This is a genomic window from Pseudomonas fuscovaginae SE-1 (genome assembly GCF_000364705.1).
In the GTDB taxonomy this organism is placed as follows: Bacteria; Pseudomonadota; Gammaproteobacteria; order Pseudomonadales; family Pseudomonadaceae; genus Aquipseudomonas; species Aquipseudomonas fuscovaginae_A.
Window position 1 is genome coordinate 1 of sequence record NZ_AQOH01000386.1, and the last position, 17,523, is coordinate 17,523.

Below are 17,523 nucleotides of genomic sequence, written 5' to 3' on the forward strand. Positions count from 1 at the left end.
CCTGCGTCTGGATCGGATCGATCCGCTGATCAGTGGCAACAAGTGGTTCAAGCTCAGCGAGCACATCGCTGCCGCACGCCAGACCAAGGCCGCCGGGCTGATCAGCCTGGGCGGGGCCCACTCCAACCACCTGCATGCCCTGGCCGCCGCCGGTCGGCGCTTCGGTTTCGACACCGTCGGCCTGTTGCGCGGGCATCCCGTGCAAACCCCGACCGTCCGCGATCTCCAGGACTTCGGCATGGAACTGCACTGGCTCGGCTATGAAGGCTATCGCAAGCGCCATGAGCCCGGTTTCTGGTTGCCCTGGCAAGCCCGCTACCCGCGGTTGCATGCCGTACCCGAGGGCGGTGGCGGGTTGGCGGGTGCGCTCGGTTGCGGGGGGCTGCCGGCAATGGTCGAAGCACAGTTGCCACGGCTCGGTTGGGAGAGCTTCCACGGTTGGTGGCTCGCGGCGGGAACCGGTACCACCGCTGCCGGTCTGGTGCTGGCCGAGGCGGGGCGGCGCGTGGTGCATGCCGCGCTGGCGGTGCCGGAAAATCACGGTGTCGCGCCCTCGATGGCGAGGATCCTCGCCGAAGCGGGTATGGTCGACAGCGGCTATGAACTGATCGACGCCTGCCGTGGCGGGTTCGCCAGGGTCGACGGCGATTTGCAGGCGTTCATCATCCAGAACGAACGGCAGGGCGGCGTGCCGCTGGAGCCGCTATACACCGGCAAGGCGCTGATGGCGTTGCATGGGCAGGTCCGTGCCTGCAGGTTCGCCCCCGGCACACGGCTGGTCTTCGTCCATACCGGGGGCTTGCAGGGGCGTCGCGGTTTCAGCGATGCAGCTTCGGCATGATCCGCGCCAGGGTGTTATCGCGCACCCCATAGTGGTGATAGAGCCCGGCCAGCGCATGCAGGCCGATCAGCCAGTAGCCGAGCGTGCCGGCCAGCTCGTGCCAGCCCTTGATTTCCTTGGCCAGCGGGCGGTTCTCGGCAATCAGTGTCGGCAGGTCGATGCCGTAGAACATCACCTGGTGGCCCTGGCCGCTGACCACCAGCCAGCCGAGCAGCGGCGTGGCGATCATGAACAGGTAAAGCGCGATGTGCATCAGCTTCGACAGCAGCCTTTGCCAGGTCGGTGGTGTCGGCACGATCTTCGGTGCCACGCCGATGGCCCGTGCCACCAGCCGCAGCCAGACCAGGGCGAACACCGTCAGCCCGAGCATGTAGTGGAACTCGACGATCAGCGCCCGGCCACCGCTGCCTTTGGGAAATTGGCCACGAAACTCGATGCAGCAGTAGACAATGATCAGCAGCACCAGCATCAGCCAGTGCAGGGCGATCGACAGGTTGCCGTAGCGGCTGTCGGTGTTCTTCCAGGGCATGGATTGTTCCTCACTCATCAGGGCATCGATCAGGGCTTGCACGCTCCGTTCTTGAGCGACGGAGTCGTTCCTGCACTCTAATACGCTTTCAAGCCTTTTGCCCGAGGCAGGCTGGCAGGAGAGCGACGAAGTTTCGTGAATGGAAATCACTGTTTTCTGAGGTCTATTCGCGGGCAAGCCCGCTCTCACACAGGATGGCTGCCCAGGGGCTGGATTGCCTGGGACAGTCCATGACTTACCCGTACCTTGTGGGGGCGGGCTTGCCCACGAATGGGAATATGGTGTTTTATCGCCTGCCTTCGGAATTATCAGCCTGGCCTGGCAGTCTGTTGCTGAGCCGTCCCCCCGAATCATTCCCCGACCCCACGGATCTTGCCCTCATGCTGATTGCAGTACTGATTTTCCTGCTGACCATTACCCTGGTGATCTGGCAGCCCAAGGGGCTCGGGGTGGGCTGGAGCGCCACGCTCGGCGCGCTGCTGGCCCTGCTCAGCGGAGTGGTTCAGCTCAGCGATATCCCGCTGGTCTGGCAGATCATCTGGAACGCCACCGCGACCTTCATCGCCCTGATCATCATCAGCCTGCTGCTCGACGAGGCCGGCTTCTTCGCCTGGGCGGCGTTGCATGTCGCGCGCTGGGGGCAGGGCAGTGGATGTCGGCTGTTCGCCGCCTTCGTCCTGCTGGGGGCGCTGGTGTCGGCGTTGTTCGCCAACGATGGCGCGGCGTTGATCCTCACCCCGATCGTCATCGCCATGCTGCTGGCGCTGCGGTTTTCCAAGGCGGCGACCCTGGCCTTCGTCATGGCCGCCGGCTTCATTGCCGACACCGCCAGCCTGCCGCTGGTGGTGTCGAACCTGGTGAATATCGTTTCGGCGGATTATTTCCACATCGGTTTCAACGCCTATGCGGCGGTCATGGTGCCGGTGAACCTGGTCAGCGTGGCGGCGACGCTGCTGGTGCTGATGGTGTTTTTCCGTCGCGATATTCCAGCGCAATACGACCCGGCGCAGTTGGACGAGCCGGCCAGTGCCATCCACGATCGGGCGACCTTCATCGCCGGCTGGTGGGTGCTGGTCATTCTGCTGATCGGTTGTTTCGCCCTGGAGCCGCTGGGAATCCCCATCAGCGCCATCTCGGCGGTCTGCGCCGCACTGCTGCTGGGCATTGCCGCACGGGGGCACCGGATTTCCACGCGCAAGGTGCTGCGCGAGGCGCCCTGGCAGATCGTGATTTTTTCCCTGGGCATGTACCTGGTGGTCTATGGCCTGCGCAATGCCGGGTTGACCGGCTACCTCGCCGGCTGGCTCGACCGGTTCGCCGAGCACGGCGTCTGGGGCGCGGCGATGGGCACCGGGCTGTTGACGGCCTTGCTGTCGTCGATCATGAACAACCTGCCCACGGTGCTGATCGGCGCATTGTCCATCGATGCCAGCCAGGCCGGTGGGGTGGTCAAGGAGGCGATGATCTATGCCAACGTCATCGGAAGCGACCTGGGGCCGAAGATCACCCCGATCGGCAGCCTGGCGACCCTGCTCTGGCTGCATGTGCTGGAGCGCAAGGATATTCGCATCGGCTGGGGCTACTACTTCAAGGTCGGGATCGTGCTGACCCTGCCGGTGCTGCTGGTGACCCTGGCGGCCTTGGCCCTGCGCTTGTCCCTGTAAATCGCCGAGGACAGGGCCGTCAGGTCGACCCCGGCACATTCGGCCACAGGTCGGCCACCAGGAACAGCCGCTCGGCTTCCTCCCAGTCGCCCGCGCGATTGCGGGTCAGGCGTACCAGCAGTTGCGCGGGCGCCTGGGGATCGAGCTGGTCCAGCCAGTCATCCAGCCGTTCCTCGGTCCAGGCCTGCTCCTCGCTGTAGTGAGCTGGCGCCAGCCAGGCATGGCGCGGCAGTGGCTGCCAGCGCCCGGGCGGGCTTTGCACGCGAAAATCCGCCCAGTCGCGCTGGTGCAGCCAGCGCCCGTGCAGATGCTGCGGATGCACCCCGCGCGGCGGACACGAATTGCCGGGCCACGGATACAGCAGGTAGCCGCCAAGCCACAGCTGTGCGCTGAAATGCCCGATGCCCAGCGCCGCCAGTGCTTCGCGGCTTTCCGGGCGGGCGGAGATCGGCAACTGGTGCTCGCTCAGGTGCGTCAGCTTGCGATCCAGGCGGTCATGGCAGCCGGGGCCGAGCCAGCGCTCCAGTTCATCGCCATGGCCCTGTTGCGGCCCCAGGTAGAGCTTGATCGCCAGCTCCAGGTGGTGCACGCCGTCGCGGTCGCGCAGTAGCAGGTCGAGTTCGCCCAGGGTGTGGCCTTCGCGGCGGATCGGCAGGTTGGCGCCGATCAGTTCGATGCCCGGCGCGTGGCGCACGGCGAACTGCCAGAGCCGTTCGTAGTACAGCCCGAGCCGGCGGGTGGTGGCCTGGGCCAGCCAGTGCTGCAGGTCGCTGCTGTCGTCATCCAGCCCGCGCAGCCAATGTTCCAGTTGCCCGGGCGACTGCACCCAGTCGCTGCCGGTCAGCGGATGGCGCTGTGGCCAGGGGGTGTCGCGCAGCATCGGCGGTGCCAGGATGACCCAGGCCAGGTCGCGCACCTCGGGGTGGTGCAACTGGCGGGGGAGGTTGAGCAAGCCGGGAAACAGGATCATTCTGCGAGCATAGCCGTTTGCTTCGAGGCTGAAAGGATTTTGTCTCGGACCGGCTTTCGCCCATAATCGTTCTTTTGCCTGCCGCAGAACCTTTTTCAGGAGCCCCATGGAGCAATTTCGCAATATCGGCATCATTGGCCGCCTGGGCAGTTCGCAGGTGCTGGATACCGTTCGCCGTCTCAAGCGTTTCCTGCTCGAGCGGCACATGCATGTGATACTCGAGGACACCATCGCCGAAGTGCTGCCGGGCCATGGCCTGCAGACGTCTTCACGCAAGATGCTCGGCGAGGTCTGCGACATGGTCATCGTCGTCGGTGGCGACGGCAGCCTGCTGGGCGCCGCCCGTGCGCTGGCGCGGCACAACGTGCCGGTGCTGGGGATCAACCGCGGCAACCTGGGCTTTCTCACCGATATCCGTCCCGACGACCTCGAGGTCGAGGTGGCCAAGGTGCTCGACGGCCACTACCTGGTGGAGAACCGCTTCCTGCTGCAGGCCGAAGTGCGCCGCCATGCGGAAGCCATTGGTCAGGGCGACGCGCTCAACGACGTGGTGCTGCACCCCGGCAAGTCGACGCGGATGATCGAGTTCGAACTGTACATCGACGGCCAGTTCGTCTGCAGCCAGAAGGCCGACGGCCTGATCGTCGCCACCCCTACCGGTTCCACCGCCTATGCGCTGTCGGCCGGCGGCCCGATCATGCATCCCAAGCTCGATGCCATTGTAATCGTGCCGATGTACCCCCATACCTTGTCCAGCCGCCCCATTGTGGTGGATGGCAACAGCGAACTGAAAATCGTGGTATCCCGGGACATGCAGATCTACCCACAAGTCTCCTGCGACGGCCAGAACCATTTCACCTGCGCGCCGGGCGATACGGTGACCGTCAGCAAGAAACCGCAGAAACTGCGCCTGATCCACCCGCTGGATCACAACTACTACGAAGTCTGCAGGACCAAGCTTGGCTGGGGCAGCCGGTTGGGTGGTGGAGGCGACTGATGCTCGATCCCGCGCGTGGCTACGATCTGATCGGTGATGTGCACGGTTGCGCCCATACCCTCGAACATCTGCTGGACATGCTCGGCTATCACAAGCTGGGCGGGGTCTGGCGTCATCCCTCGCGCATGGCGATATTCCTCGGCGATATCATCGACCGCGGCCCGCGCATTCGCGAGGCGCTGCACATCGTCCACGACATGGTCGAGGCCGGGCAGGCACTCTGCATCATGGGCAATCACGAGTTCAACGCCCTGGGCTGGACCACGGCGGCGCCGCCGGGCAGCGGCAAGCAGTTCGTCCGCGAGCACACGCCGCGACACGCGCGCCTGCTGCACGAAACCCTGACCCAGTTCGAGGGACACCCGGCCGACTGGCACGATTTCCTCGGCTGGTTCTATGAACTGCCGCTGTTCCTCGATGCCGGGCGTTTCCGCGTCGTCCATGCCTGCTGGGATGGCGGGTTGATCGAGCCGCTGCGTGTGCAGTACCCGCAGGGACGTATCGACGAACATTTCGTCCAGGCCTCGGCGGTGTCCGGCAGCTTTGCCTGCACCGTGCTCAACCGCCTGCTGCGGGGCACTGACATGCGCCTGCCGGACGGCCTGACCCTGACCGGCGGTGACGGCCTGACCCGCGCGTTCTTCCGAACCAAGTTCTGGGAAGACGATCCGCAGACCTATGGCGACATCGTCTTCCAGCCCGACGCCTTGCCCGAGCAGGTGGCGCGCAAGCCGTTGTCGCCGCACGAAAAGAACGCCTTGCTGCGCTACGGCCTGGAGGAACCGATGCTGTTCGTCGGCCACTATTGGCGCAGTGGCCGGCCGATGCCGATTCGGCCGAACCTGGCCTGCCTGGACTACAGTGCGGTGCTGTACGGCAAGTTGGCGGCCTATCGCCTGGATGCGGAGACCCAACTCGATCCGAACAAGTTCGTCTGGGTCGATGTCGAGCGTCCCGAGGTGCCAAGATGACCGCCACTGCCATCCTGCGTGTGCCGCTGGGCACCGACCTGAGTGGTTTCGTGCAACTGCTGCAACGCCTGCAGATGCCGCACCGCATCAATGAAGAGGGCGACGAGCAGGTGCTGTGGGTGCCGGAGTCGATCGGCGCCGAGGTGCTGGCGCTCTACCGGTGTTTCTCCGAAGGCGATCCGGACAATCGGTTGAAGGGGTTGCTGGCGCCACCTGTGCCATCTGCACCGTTCGGCTCGGGCCTGGTCCGCCAGGTACGGCGCAGCCCGGTCACCGCATTCGTTCTGGTGCTGACCCTGATGGTCGGGGCGATCACCTGGTTGGGTGACAACCTGATGACGGTGCACTGGTTCACTTTTCTCGATTTCCGGGTGAGCGGTGATTACCTCCGCTTCATTCCCCTGGCGGACGGCTTGGCGGCGGGGCAGTGGTGGCGTTTGGTGACACCGATGCTGCTGCACTTCGGTTTCCTGCACATCGCCATGAACGGCCTGTGGTACTGGGAACTGGGCAAGCGCATCGAGCTGCGCCAGGGGGGCCTCCACCTGCTGGGGCTGACCCTGCTGTTCAGCCTGGTATCGAACTTCAGCCAATACTACGTCAGCGGCCCGAGCCTGTTCGGCGGTCTGTCCGGCGTGCTCTACGGCCTGCTCGGACACTGCTGGATCTACCAGTGGCTGGCGCCCAACCCGGTCTACTGGCTGCCACGTGGCGTGCTGGCGATGATGCTGATCTGGCTGCTGGTGTGCCTGTCCGGCGTGATCTCGCTGATCGGCTTCGGCGAGATCGCCAACGGCGCCCATGTCGGCGGGCTGCTCATCGGATGTTTCACCGGTTTGTTGGGTGGGCTGTGGTCCCGGCGTAAACTGGCCGCCTGATTCGAATGTCTTGAAAAAGTCTGGAGACTTCAATGTCCTCTTTCATCGAAATGATTGAAAACATCACCCCCGATATCTATCAGAGCCTGAAACTGGCGGTGGAAATCGGCAAATGGTCCGATGGCCGCAAGCTCACCACCGAACAGCGCGAACTGTCGCTGCAGGCGATGATCGCCTGGGAAACCCAGAATCTGCCGGAAGAACAGCGTACCGGCTACATGGGTCCGCAGCAGTGTGCATCGAAGTCGGCGCCGATCCCGAACATCCTGTTCAAGTCGGATGCCATCCATTGATCGAACTCGGCCGTGGTGCAGTCAGCAAGATGGCGACGCGTCTGGACGCGTCGACCGTGCAATACACTTTCCGCCTGGGTGACAGCGAGGTGCCGGTCAATCCGTTGATCGGCCGCAAGCTGCGCCTGGAGTTTCTCGGTGCCATCCACTGCACCCACTGTGGGCGCAAGACCAAGACCAGCTTCAGCCAGGGCTACTGCTACCCGTGCATGACCCAGCTGGCGCAGTGCGACACCTGCATCATGAGCCCGGAACGCTGCCACTACGACGCCGGCACCTGCCGCGAGCCGGCCTGGGGCGAGCAGTTCTGCATGACCGACCACGTGGTGTACCTCGCCAACTCGTCGGGGATCAAGGTCGGCATCACCCGCGCCACCCAGTTGCCGACCCGCTGGCTCGACCAGGGCGCCAGCCAGGCGTTGCCGATCATGCGCGTGGCGACCCGCCAGCAGTCCGGCTTCGTCGAGGACCTTTTCCGCGGCCAGGTGGCCGACAAGACCAACTGGCGCGCCTTGCTCAAGGGCGACGCGCCGGCGGTGGACCTGCGCCAGGTGCGAGATCAGTTGTTCGAATCCTGTGCCGAGGGGCTGCAGGCGCTGCAGGAACGTTTCGGCCTGCAGGCGATCCAGCCGGTGTCGGACGTCGAGCCCCTGGAAATCCGCTACCCGATCGAGGCCTATCCGACCAAGATCGTCAGCTTCAACCTGGACAAGAACCCGATTGCCGAAGGCACGCTGATGGGGATCAAGGGCCAATACCTGATCTTCGACACCGGCGTGATCAATATCCGTAAATACACGGCCTACCAGCTCGCCGTGCATCAGTAAAAGGACGCACCCATGCGCACCGAACAGCCGAAGATGATCTATCTGAAGGACTATCAGGCCCCCGAGTACCTGATCGACGAGACGCACCTGACCTTCGAGTTGTTCGAGGACCACACCCTGGTCCACGCGCAGCTGCTGATGCGCCGCAACCCCGTGCGCGGGGCGGGCCTGCCGCCGCTGGTGCTCGACGGCCAGTTGCTCGAACTGCTGTCGGTCAGCCTGGACGACAGCGAGCTGGGCACCGCGGACTACCAGCTGGACGAAAACCACCTGACCCTGCAGCCGGCGAGCGACCGCTTCACCGTCGACACCAGCGTGAAGATCCACCCGGAAAGCAACACCGCCCTGGAAGGCCTGTACAAGTCCAGCGGCATGTTCTGCACCCAGTGCGAGGCCGAAGGCTTCCGCAAGATCACCTACTACCTCGATCGCCCGGACGTGATGAGCACCTTCACCACGACGATCATTGCCGAGCAGCACCAATATCCGGTGCTGCTGTCCAACGGCAACCCGATCGGCAGTGGTCCGCAGGAAGACGGGCGGCACTGGGCGACCTGGGAAGACCCGTTCATGAAGCCGGCCTACCTGTTCGCGCTGGTGGCCGGTGACCTGTGGTGCGTCGAGGACAGCTTCACCACCATGACCGGGCGCGACGTGGCGCTGCGTATCTATGTCGAGCCGGAAAACATCGACAAGTGCCAGCACGCCATGAACAGCCTGAAGAAGTCGATGCGCTGGGACGAGGAAGTCTATGGCCGCGAATACGACCTGGACATCTTCATGATCGTCGCGGTGAACGACTTCAACATGGGCGCCATGGAGAACAAGGGTCTCAACATCTTCAACTCCAGCGCCGTGCTGGCTCGCGCCGAGACCGCCACCGATGCCGCGCACCAGCGTGTCGAGGCGATCGTCGCCCACGAATACTTCCACAACTGGTCGGGCAACCGCGTGACCTGCCGCGACTGGTTCCAACTGTCGCTCAAGGAAGGTTTCACCGTGTTCCGCGATGCCGGTTTCTCTTCGGACATGAACTCGCGCACGGTCAAGCGCATCCAGGACGTCGCCTACCTGCGCACCCACCAGTTCGCCGAGGATGCCGGCCCGATGGCCCACGCGGTGCGTCCGGACAGCTTCATCGAGATTTCCAACTTCTACACCCTGACCGTCTACGAGAAGGGCTCGGAAGTGGTCGGCATGATCCACACCCTGCTCGGTGCCGAAGGCTTCCGCAAGGGTAGCGACCTGTATTTCGAGCGCCACGACGGCCAGGCGGTGACCTGCGACGACTTCGTCAAGGCCATGGAAGACGCCAACGGCGTCGACCTGACCCAGTTCAAGCGCTGGTACAGCCAGGCCGGCACGCCACGCCTGGCGGTCAGCGAAAGCTATGATGCCAAGGCGCAGACCTACAGCCTGACCTTCCGCCAGAGCTGCCCGCAGACCCCGGACAAGCAGGAAAAGCTGCCGTTCGTGATCCCCGTGGAACTGGGCCTGCTGGATGCCCAGGGCGCGGAAATCGCCCTGCAACTGGCCGGGGAGGCCGCTCCGGGCGCCACCAGCCGCGTGCTGTCGGTGAGCGAGGCCGAGCAGACCTTCACCTTCGTTGGCATCGCGGCCAAGCCGTTGCCGTCGCTGCTGCGCGGCTTCTCGGCGCCGGTCAAGCTGAGCTTCCCCTACGACCGTGACCAACTGATGTTCCTCATGCAGCACGACAGCGACGGCTTCAACCGCTGGGATGCCGGCCAGCAACTGTCGGTGCAGGTGCTGCAGGACCTGATCGGGCAGCATCGGAAGGGCGAGGAACTGGTGCTCGACCAGCGCCTGGTCGTCGCCTTGCGCAGTGTGCTGGCCAACGACCGGCTGGACCAGGCGATGGTTGCCGAGATGCTGTCGTTGCCGAGCGAGGCCTACCTCACCGAAATCAGCGAGGTGGCGGAGGTCGACTCGATTCACGCGGCCCGCGAATTCGCCCGTCGGCAGCTGGCCGAGCAACTGTTCGACGGCCTGTGGCAGCGCTACCAGGCCAACCGCGAGGTGTCGAAGAACACCGCCTACATCGCCGAGAACGAGCACTTCGCCCGTCGTGCGCTGCAGAACATCGCGTTGTCCTACCTGATGCTCAGTGGCAAGCCGCAGGTGCTGGCCGCGACCCTGGAGCAGTTCGACGCCGCCGACAACATGACCGAACGCCTGACCGCCCTGGCGGTGCTGGTGAATTCGCCGTTCGAGGCAGAGAAGGCCAAGGCCCTGGCGGTGTTCGCCGAGCACTTCAAGGACAACCCGCTGGTCATGGACCAGTGGTTCAGCGTCCAGGCCGGCAGTACGCTGCCCGGTGGCCTGGAGCGGGTCAAGGCGCTGATGGAGCACCCGGCATTCACGTTGCGCAACCCGAACAAGGTGCGCGCGCTGATCGGCGCCTTTGCCGGGCAGAACCTGGTCAACTTCCATGCGGCGGACGGCTCCGGCTACCGCTTCCTGGCGGACATCGTGATCCAGCTCAACGCGCTGAACCCGCAGATCGCCTCGCGCCAATTGGCGCCGCTGACCCGCTGGCGCAAGTACGACAAGGCCCGCCAGGTGCTGATGAAGGCCGAGCTGGAGCGCATTCGTGCTTCGGGCGAACTGTCGGCGGACGTCTACGAGGTGGTCAGCAAGAGCCTGGCCTGACGCTGTTCTGCCAGACCCGTGGGTGGCTCCGGACTGAGCTTTCCATGTCAGACCTGAGCCGATCTTGTGGCGAGCGGGCTTGCCCGCGCTGGAGCGCGAGGCGCTCCCCAAACCGGTCACTGTGGTGTATCAGGTGCACCGGATTGCCGGGTTTTGCGGCTGCTGTGCAGCCGAGCGCAGGCAAGCCTGCTCGCCACAATGCAATGCACCACAAGCAGCACACCTCAAGCAGAACACGTCTACGAGGTGGTCAGCAAGAGCCTGACCTGACGCTGTTCTGCCAGACCAGTGGGTGGCTCCGGACTGAGCTTTCCATGTCAGACCTGAGCCGATCTTGTGGCGAGCGGGCTTGCCCGCGCTGGAGCGCGAGGCGCTCCCCAAACCGGTCACTGTGGTGTATCAGGTGCACCGGATTGCCGGGTTTTGCGGCTGCTGTGCAGCCGAGCGCAGGCAAGCCTGCTCGCCACAATGCAATGCACCTCAAGCAGAACACCACAAGCAGAACACCACAAGCAGAACACCACAAGCAGAACACCACAAGCAGCACACCTCAAGCAGTGCTTCTGTGCATCGACAGCAAGCCCCCTGCAAAGGCCACATCCGTGGCCCTTGTTCATCACCCCTCCTGATGCCCCGATATTCATGTCCCCCCGCAAGGCCCCGGGTTAACAAAAGATAACGTGGCGTCGATTGTCAGACGATTCCAAAGCCCGATAGGATAGCTCCAGCCTTGGACGGGGCTCTAGATTGCTGGTTTCAGACGATCGGCAGCGCTGAAAACGCCCTTGAAGGCGCCCTGAAAGGTTGGACGACCTAACAATAATAAAGGGGGAAAGGTCTATGAATGAGCCTGTGAAGGGTACGGGTTCCCGCCGACCGCCAACCTGGCGGCGCGCGGTCTTGCTGACCTCGATGCTCTCCTTGTCCGGGCTGGCGCTGCTGGCAGGCCCCGTGAACGCGACCGCTGCCGGTGCGGCCGACGGTGTCTATGCCATCGAGTCCTCCAAGGCCGCCAAGGGCCTGCTGCTCGACGTGGTCCACGCCGGTGCCCGCCTGGTCGCTGTGGGCGATCGTGGGCATATCCTGTTTTCCGATGACCAGGGCACGACCTGGACCCAGGCCCGGGTACCGACCCGGCAACTGCTCACGGCGGTCTACTTCGCCGATGACAAGCACGGCTGGGCTGTCGGCCATGACGCACAGATCCTCGCCAGCAGTGATGGCGGCGCCACCTGGACCAAGCAGTTCGAAGACCTCAAGCGTGAAGCACCGCTGCTGGACGTCTGGTTCAAGGATGCCAGTACCGGTTTTGCCGTGGGCGCCTATGGGGCCCTGCTCGAAACCACCGATGGCGGCCAGCACTGGGAAGACGCCAGCGACCGGCTCGACAACGAAGACCAGTACCACCTCAACGCCATCGCCGCGGTCAAGGATTCCGGCCTGTTCATCGTCGGCGAGCAAGGCAGCATGTTCCGCTCGGCCGACTGGGGCCAGACCTGGGAACGCCTTGACGGCCCTTACCAAGGGTCGCTGTTCGGCGTGATCGGTGCCGCCGAGCCGGCCACGCTGCTGGCCTACGGCTTGCGCGGCAACCTCTATCGCTCCAGCGATTTCGGCTCCAGCTGGGAGCCGGTGGAACTCAAGGCCGCCCGCGGCGCGCTGGAGTTCGGCCTGTCCGGCGGCGCCTTGCTGGCCGACGGTTCGCTGGTGATCGTCGGCAACGGCGGCAGCGTGATCCGCAGCACCGATGACGGCGTGACCTTCAGTGTCTTCAACCGTCCCGACCGCATTTCCCTGTCGGCGGTCACCACGGCCGGCAACGGCAACCTGATCCTGGTCGGCCAGGGCGGCGCCCACGTCGCCTCGCCAACCGGCAGCGAGCAGGTCAAGTGAGCAGGGCTAATAACAAGAAGGCGGGGAGTTTCGCATGAGCAGTCATCATCAGGACAAGGCGACGTTTCTCGAACGCCTGATTTTCAACAACCGCCCGGCAGTGATCGTGATCTGCCTGTTGGTCAGCCTCTTCCTGTTCTGGCAGGCGACGCTGATCCGACCGTCCACCAGCTTCGAGAAAATGATTCCGCTCAAGCATCCGTTCATCGAAAAGATGATGGAGCACCGCAACGACCTGGCCAACCTCGGCAACACCGTGCGCATTTCGGTGGAGGCCAGGGATGGCGACATCTTCAGCAAGGAATACATGGACACTCTGCGCCAGATTCATGACGAGGTGTTCTACATCCCCGGTGTCGATCGCTCCGGCCTCAAGTCGCTGTGGAGCCCCAGCGTGCGCTGGACCGAAGTGACGGAGGAGGGCTTCGCCGGCGGCGAGGTGATCCCGCAGAGCTACAACGGCTCGGCCGACAGCCTCGACCAGTTGCGCAACAACGTGCTCAAGTCCGGCCAGGTTGGCCGCCTGGTGGCCAACGACTTCAAGTCGAGCATCGTCGACATTCCGTTGCTGGAGTCCTACCCGGACCCGCAGGACCAGGGCAAGCTGCTCAAGCTCGACTACCAGAAGTTCTCGCACCAGCTCGAAGAGAAGATCCGCAACAAGTTCGAGGCGCAAAACCCCAATGTGAAGATCCACATCGTCGGTTTCGCCAAGAAGGTCGGCGACCTGATCGATGGCCTGATCATGGTGGTGATGTTCTTCGGCATAGCCTTTGTCATCACCCTGGTGCTGCTGTACTGGTTCACCTGGTGTATCCGCAGCACCATCGCCGTGCTGATCACCACGCTGGTGGCGGTGATCTGGCAACTGGGGCTGATGCATGCCGCCGGCTTCGGGCTGGACCCGTACTCGATGCTGGTGCCGTTCCTGATCTTCGCCATCGGCATTTCCCACGGCGTGCAGAAAATCAACGGTATCGCCTTGCAGTCCAGCGAGGCCGACAATGCCCTGACGGCGGCGCGGCGAACCTTCCGACAGTTGTTCCTGCCGGGAATGATCGCGATCCTGGCCGACGCCGTGGGGTTCATCACGCTGCTGATCATCGATATCGGCGTGATTCGTGAACTGGCGATCGGCGCCTCCATCGGCGTGGCGGTGATCGTGTTCACCAACCTGATCCTGTTGCCGGTGGCGATTTCCTATGTCGGTATCAGCGGCAAGGCGGTCGAGCGCAGCAAGAAGGATGCGACCCGCGAACACCCGTTCTGGCGCCTGCTGTCGAATTTTGCCAGTCCCAAGGTGGCGCCGGTATCCATCGGTCTTGCTCTGCTGGCCTTCGCTGGCGGCCTCTGGTACAGCCAGAACCTGAAGATCGGCGACCTCGACCAGGGCGCGCCGGAGTTGCGTCCCGATTCGCGCTACAACAAGGACAACAGCTTCATCATCAACAACTACTCGACCAGTTCCGACGTGCTGGTGGTGATGGTCAAGACCGTGTCCGAAGGCTGCTCGCGCTATGCGGCCATGGCACCGATCGATGAGCTGATGTGGAAGATGCAGAACACCGAGGGTGTGCAGTCGGCGATTTCTCTTGTGACCGTGTCCAAGCAGATGATCAAGGGCATGAACGAGGGTAACCTGAAGTGGGAAACCCTGTCGCGCAACCCGGACGTGCTGAACAACTCGATCTCCCGTGCCGACGGCCTGTACAACGCCGACTGCTCGCTGGCGCCGGTGCTGGTGTTCCTCAACGACCACAAGGCCGCCACTCTGGACCGGGCGGTGCATGCGGTGCAGGAGTTTGCCAAGGAGAACAACAAGGAAGGCCTGGAGTTCCTGCTCGCGGCCGGTAATGCCGGGATCGAGGCGGCCACCAACGAGGTGATCAAGCAGGCCGAACTGACCATCCTGATCCTGGTGTACATCTGTGTCGCGGCCATGTGCATGATCACCTTCCGTTCCTGGGCGGCGACCCTGTGCATCGTCCTGCCGCTGGTGCTGACCTCGGTGCTGGGCAACGCGCTGATGGCCTTCATGGGCATCGGCGTGAAGGTCGCGACCCTGCCGGTGGTGGCGCTGGGCGTGGGCATCGGCGTGGACTACGGGATCTACATCTATAGCCGCCTGGAGAGTTTCCTGCGTGCCGGGCTGTCGTTGCAGGAGGCCTACTACCAGACCCTGCGTTCCACCGGCAAGGCGGTGCTGTTCACCGGCCTGTGCCTGGCGATCGGCGTCTGCACCTGGATCTTCTCGGCGATCAAGTTCCAGGCCGACATGGGCCTGATGCTGACCTTCATGCTGTTGTGGAACATGTTCGGCGCGCTGTGGCTGCTGCCGGCGCTGGCGCGGTTCCTGATCAAGCCGGAGAAGCTGGCGGGCAAGGTGGGCGGGTCCTTGCTGGCCCACTGAGAACAGGGCGACGGGTAATACCGAGAACACGACGACGGCAATACTGAGGACAGGACGGCGGGCAATACTGAGGACAGGATGGCGGGCAATGTGGCGAGCGGGCTTGCCCGCGCTCGACTGCGCAGCAGTCGTAAATCGGGCGGCCGGGTTTTATCCGGAAAACCACGGTTGCAGGTTTTGGGGCTGCACCGCAGCCCAGCGCGGGCAAGCCCGCTCGCCACACCGGTTTCCTAGCCCATGGAACCTTTATGCTGCAATATCGCCTATCATTGCCGCTTTCCCGAAAAATGATAGAAACCGCCATGACCGACACCTTGCTCACTGCCCTCCAAGCCTGCGACATGCTGGAAATCGACGGGCTGCACGCCTTCGATTTCACCCTCGACGATGCCGGCCTGCTGATCGAGTGCATGGACGGTCGCGCGGCCAAGCGCTGGACCTTCAGCCCGGCCCAGGTGCAGGCCGCCACCTTCGATGAGACCCTGCAGAGCTGGGTCGTGGTCGGTGACTCCGGTGAGCATCGCCTGGTGTGCCTGAGCGCGTTCAGTGCCAAGGAGGAAGCGGAGGATGAACAGGATGATGCGTAAGTTCTGGCCCCTGCTGATGGCCGGCAGTATCGGCTCGATGCCGGTTCTGGCGGCCTCGGGTGATACCGTCCAGTTGTTGGTCGGCTCCTACACCGCCGGCAAGAGCGAAGGCATCTATCGCCTGCAGTTCGACAGCCGCACCGGCAAGCTCGATCCCAAGCCGCTGCAGGTGATCAAGGCCGCCAACCCGTCCTGGCTGGTCCTTTCCCCCGACCAGCGCCGGCTGTATGCGGTCAATGAAAACGGTCCGGGCCAGAAGGACCCGGTCGGCCGCGTCAGCAGCTACTCGATCGACCCCAGGCACCACCAGCTCAAGCCGATCAACCAGGTGCAGAGCCTGGGCAACGAGCCGACCCACGCCAGCCTGAGCGGCGACCAGCGCTACCTGTTCGTCGCCAATTACTCGGTCCTGGAAGATCCGGGCGGCAGCCTGGCGGTGCTGCCGGTGGATGCCAAGGGCAGGCTGTCGCCACCGGTGCAGCTCAGCAGCCATCCGGCCAGCCTGGTCAACCTGGAACGGCAGGCCTCGGCCCACGTGCATTCGGTGGTGTCGTCGCCGGACGGTCGCTTCGTCTTCGCCAGCGATCTGGGCGCGGACAGGATCTTCGTCTACCGGTACGACCCCAAGACCAACCCGGAAATGCCGCTGACCCCGGCCACCCCGGCCTACGTCCAGTTGCCGCCAGGCAGTGGTCCGCGTCACCTGCTGTTCAGCGCCGATGGCAAGCATGCCTGGCTGACCAGCGAAATGAGTGCGCAAGTCACCGTGTTCGATTATCAGGATGGCAAGCTCACCCAGAAGCAGCGGGTGGAACTGGCCGACCAGCAGCCGCTATCGGACAAGGCCGCCGCGGCCCTGCATGTCTCCGGAGACGGCAGGTTCCTCTACGTCAGCAACCGTGGCACCGCCAACCAGTTGCTGGTATTCGCCATCGACCCGGCCAGCGGTGAGCTCAAGGAGCTGCAACGGCGTTCGGTCGAGGGTGATCATCCGCGCGAATTCACCCTTGATCCTAGCGGCAAGTTCCTGCTGGTGGCCAACCAGAAGAGCAACCAGATCGTGGTGATCGAGCGCGATGCCGACACCGGCCTGCTGGGCGAAACCGTGCAGAGCTTGCCCTTCGATGCACCGAGCTACCTCGGATTCCTGCCGCGACAATAGACCGCAGGCCCCGATCTACAAGGGGCTTGCACTTCTATTAATCACGCTGATATCCGCTACTGCTGCAATGAATTTCAACCCGAACACCCCTCGGATGTACTTTGGACTCACGGCCTGAAAGGGCAGGCAAGCCAACTGACATTCGAGGGTTTTCGACATGAACTTCAATCTTTTCTCCATCATCGCCGCTTCCGCCATCTCCGCTTCCGTTGCCCTGCCAGCCAGTGCCAACGTCGAGATCGGCGAGAAAAAATCCCACACCCAGAGCTACACTCCCAAGTACCTGCAACAGAGCGCCAACTTCTACGCCGCTCTGGATCACAAGGCTCAACACTGAGCGCTGAAATACCTCGCAACGCCGGAGCGAATGCACTCATTCGGCAGCTGGTCCATTGACCGCCTGCCATGAGAGTGAATTCGCCCCGGCGTTGTCGCATACGCTGTTTTAGTTGCAATAAAACCCATGTAGGCCGAATTAATTGACGCTGGCTTATTGACTCCTGGTAATTAAATTTGCTGATGACGACTATTTGAATAGTTGCCTACTTAGTTCTGCGGTTATGATGGATCCTATAGGCATGACATTCGCCTGTGGAGAAAGAACACCATGGCCAGCAACCTTCTGACATCTGCCCGACACGGCGCCTACCTGGCTATCGGCCTGTACGTGGTGCTGGTGCTGGTGGTCAGTCTGTCCAGCATGCTGCACGGCTCGGATGATGCGGCGATCCAGTTGGCGACGCCGAGCATCCCGCTCGAACACAAGACCCAGTCCGCCGGCGTGCTCGCGCACAACGCCGACACCGGGGCCTGACCCGTCGCTGACGATAG

16 protein-coding genes are annotated in these 17,523 nt (G+C 63.5%); 14 read left to right on the plus strand and 2 right to left on the minus strand.

Annotated features, from left to right (window positions below; genetic code table 11):
* The first annotated feature begins 1 nt into the window (after position 1).
* Positions 2–841, plus strand: coding sequence for a 1-aminocyclopropane-1-carboxylate deaminase/D-cysteine desulfhydrase (locus K675_RS0129550; protein WP_420066355.1), 840 nt, complete (start codon positions 2–4; stop codon positions 839–841).
* Here K675_RS0129550 and K675_RS0129555 read toward each other — a convergent pair.
* Positions 819–1,370 carry a cytochrome b gene (locus K675_RS0129555; protein ID WP_026145648.1) on the minus strand — a complete coding sequence of 184 codons (552 nt, stop codon included), beginning with the start codon at positions 1,368–1,370 and terminating at the stop codon, positions 819–821. The two genes, K675_RS0129550 and K675_RS0129555, sit on opposite strands and share 23 nt — an antisense overlap.
* Before the next feature lie 380 nt (positions 1,371–1,750).
* Between K675_RS0129555 and K675_RS0129560 the strand changes: the two genes are divergently transcribed.
* Entirely contained in the window at positions 1,751–3,034 is a 1,284-nt protein-coding gene (locus K675_RS0129560) for an arsenic transporter (protein WP_017907063.1), read from the plus strand.
* A 19-nt stretch (positions 3,035–3,053) separates the two neighbouring features.
* Here the strand turns inward: K675_RS0129560 and K675_RS0129565 are convergent, their stop codons facing one another.
* A complete protein-coding gene (locus K675_RS0129565) occupies positions 3,054–4,004 on the minus strand; it encodes a DUF1853 family protein (protein ID WP_017907064.1) in 951 nt (316 codons plus the stop codon).
* 106 nt (positions 4,005–4,110) lie between these two features.
* On the opposite strand from K675_RS0129565, the gene K675_RS0129570 reads away from it, so the two are divergent.
* The 12 genes from K675_RS0129570 (at position 4,111) to K675_RS0129625 (ending at position 17,506) form a co-directional block, all read left to right on the plus strand.
* Entirely contained in the window at positions 4,111–5,001 is an 891-nt protein-coding gene (locus K675_RS0129570; RefSeq protein WP_017907065.1) for an NAD(+) kinase, read from the plus strand.
* The gene (locus K675_RS0129575; RefSeq protein WP_198291709.1) at positions 4,998–5,972 is read left to right on the plus strand and encodes a metallophosphoesterase; all 975 of its coding nucleotides are present in this window, start codon (positions 4,998–5,000) and stop codon (positions 5,970–5,972) included. The genes K675_RS0129570 and K675_RS0129575 overlap by 4 nt, the downstream gene beginning before the upstream one ends.
* Positions 5,969–6,850: a rhomboid family intramembrane serine protease gene (locus K675_RS0129580; protein ID WP_017907067.1), complete on the plus strand. Its 882-nt coding sequence runs from the start codon at positions 5,969–5,971 to the stop codon at positions 6,848–6,850. The genes K675_RS0129575 and K675_RS0129580 overlap by 4 nt, the downstream gene beginning before the upstream one ends.
* A gap of 32 nt (positions 6,851–6,882) precedes the next feature.
* Positions 6,883–7,143, plus strand: coding sequence for a YeaC family protein (locus tag K675_RS0129585; protein ID WP_017907068.1), 261 nt, complete (start codon positions 6,883–6,885; stop codon positions 7,141–7,143).
* A complete protein-coding gene (locus K675_RS0129590) occupies positions 7,140–7,970 on the plus strand; it encodes a DUF2797 domain-containing protein (protein ID WP_017907069.1) in 831 nt (276 codons plus the stop codon). The genes K675_RS0129585 and K675_RS0129590 overlap by 4 nt, the downstream gene beginning before the upstream one ends.
* Before the next feature lie 12 nt (positions 7,971–7,982).
* Positions 7,983–10,640, plus strand: coding sequence for an aminopeptidase N (gene pepN, locus K675_RS0129595; RefSeq protein ID WP_017907070.1), 2,658 nt, complete (start codon positions 7,983–7,985; stop codon positions 10,638–10,640).
* Between the two features lie 840 nt (positions 10,641–11,480).
* The gene (locus tag K675_RS0129600; protein ID WP_026145649.1) at positions 11,481–12,533 is read left to right on the plus strand and encodes a WD40/YVTN/BNR-like repeat-containing protein; all 1,053 of its coding nucleotides are present in this window, start codon (positions 11,481–11,483) and stop codon (positions 12,531–12,533) included.
* Positions 12,534–12,567: 34 nt separating this feature from the next.
* Positions 12,568–14,943, plus strand: a complete 2,376-nt coding sequence (locus tag K675_RS0129605) for an efflux RND transporter permease subunit (protein ID WP_017907072.1) — start codon at positions 12,568–12,570, stop codon at positions 14,941–14,943.
* A gap of 302 nt (positions 14,944–15,245) precedes the next feature.
* The gene (locus K675_RS0129610) at positions 15,246–15,530 is read left to right on the plus strand and encodes a DUF5629 family protein (protein WP_017907073.1); all 285 of its coding nucleotides are present in this window, start codon (positions 15,246–15,248) and stop codon (positions 15,528–15,530) included.
* Positions 15,520–16,692 carry a lactonase family protein gene (locus tag K675_RS0129615; RefSeq protein WP_037007397.1) on the plus strand — a complete coding sequence of 391 codons (1,173 nt, stop codon included), beginning with the start codon at positions 15,520–15,522 and terminating at the stop codon, positions 16,690–16,692. Before K675_RS0129610 ends, K675_RS0129615 begins: the two co-directional genes overlap by 11 nt.
* Positions 16,693–16,849: 157 nt before the next feature.
* The gene (locus K675_RS0129620) at positions 16,850–17,029 is read left to right on the plus strand and encodes a hypothetical protein (protein ID WP_017907075.1); all 180 of its coding nucleotides are present in this window, start codon (positions 16,850–16,852) and stop codon (positions 17,027–17,029) included.
* A 270-nt stretch (positions 17,030–17,299) separates the two neighbouring features.
* Complete coding sequence (locus K675_RS0129625; RefSeq protein WP_017907076.1) at positions 17,300–17,506, plus strand: hypothetical protein; 207 nt, start codon at positions 17,300–17,302, stop codon at positions 17,504–17,506.
* Positions 17,507–17,523: the final 17 nt, after the last annotated feature.

Bases quoted from the DNA above. Each gene is read 5' to 3' on its own strand.
- K675_RS0129570 (WP_017907065.1), top strand. From the start codon at position 4,111: ATGGAGCAATTTCGCAATATCGGCATCATTGGCCGCCTGGGCAGTTCG.
- K675_RS0129620 (WP_017907075.1), top strand. From the start codon at position 16,850: ATGAACTTCAATCTTTTCTCCATCATCGCCGCTTCCGCCATCTCCGCT.
- K675_RS0129565 (WP_017907064.1), bottom strand. From the start codon at position 4,004: ATGATCCTGTTTCCCGGCTTGCTCAACCTCCCCCGCCAGTTGCACCAC.
- K675_RS0129610 (WP_017907073.1), top strand. From the start codon at position 15,246: ATGACCGACACCTTGCTCACTGCCCTCCAAGCCTGCGACATGCTGGAA.
- K675_RS0129605 (WP_017907072.1), top strand. From the start codon at position 12,568: ATGAGCAGTCATCATCAGGACAAGGCGACGTTTCTCGAACGCCTGATT.
- K675_RS0129585 (WP_017907068.1), top strand. From the start codon at position 6,883: ATGTCCTCTTTCATCGAAATGATTGAAAACATCACCCCCGATATCTAT.
- K675_RS0129580 (WP_017907067.1), top strand. From the start codon at position 5,969: ATGACCGCCACTGCCATCCTGCGTGTGCCGCTGGGCACCGACCTGAGT.
- K675_RS0129560 (WP_017907063.1), top strand. From the start codon at position 1,751: ATGCTGATTGCAGTACTGATTTTCCTGCTGACCATTACCCTGGTGATC.
- K675_RS0129625 (WP_017907076.1), top strand. From the start codon at position 17,300: ATGGCCAGCAACCTTCTGACATCTGCCCGACACGGCGCCTACCTGGCT.
- K675_RS0129555 (WP_026145648.1), bottom strand. From the start codon at position 1,370: ATGCCCTGGAAGAACACCGACAGCCGCTACGGCAACCTGTCGATCGCC.
- pepN (WP_017907070.1), top strand. From the start codon at position 7,983: ATGCGCACCGAACAGCCGAAGATGATCTATCTGAAGGACTATCAGGCC.
- K675_RS0129615 (WP_037007397.1), top strand. From the start codon at position 15,520: ATGATGCGTAAGTTCTGGCCCCTGCTGATGGCCGGCAGTATCGGCTCG.
- K675_RS0129600 (WP_026145649.1), top strand. From the start codon at position 11,481: ATGAATGAGCCTGTGAAGGGTACGGGTTCCCGCCGACCGCCAACCTGG.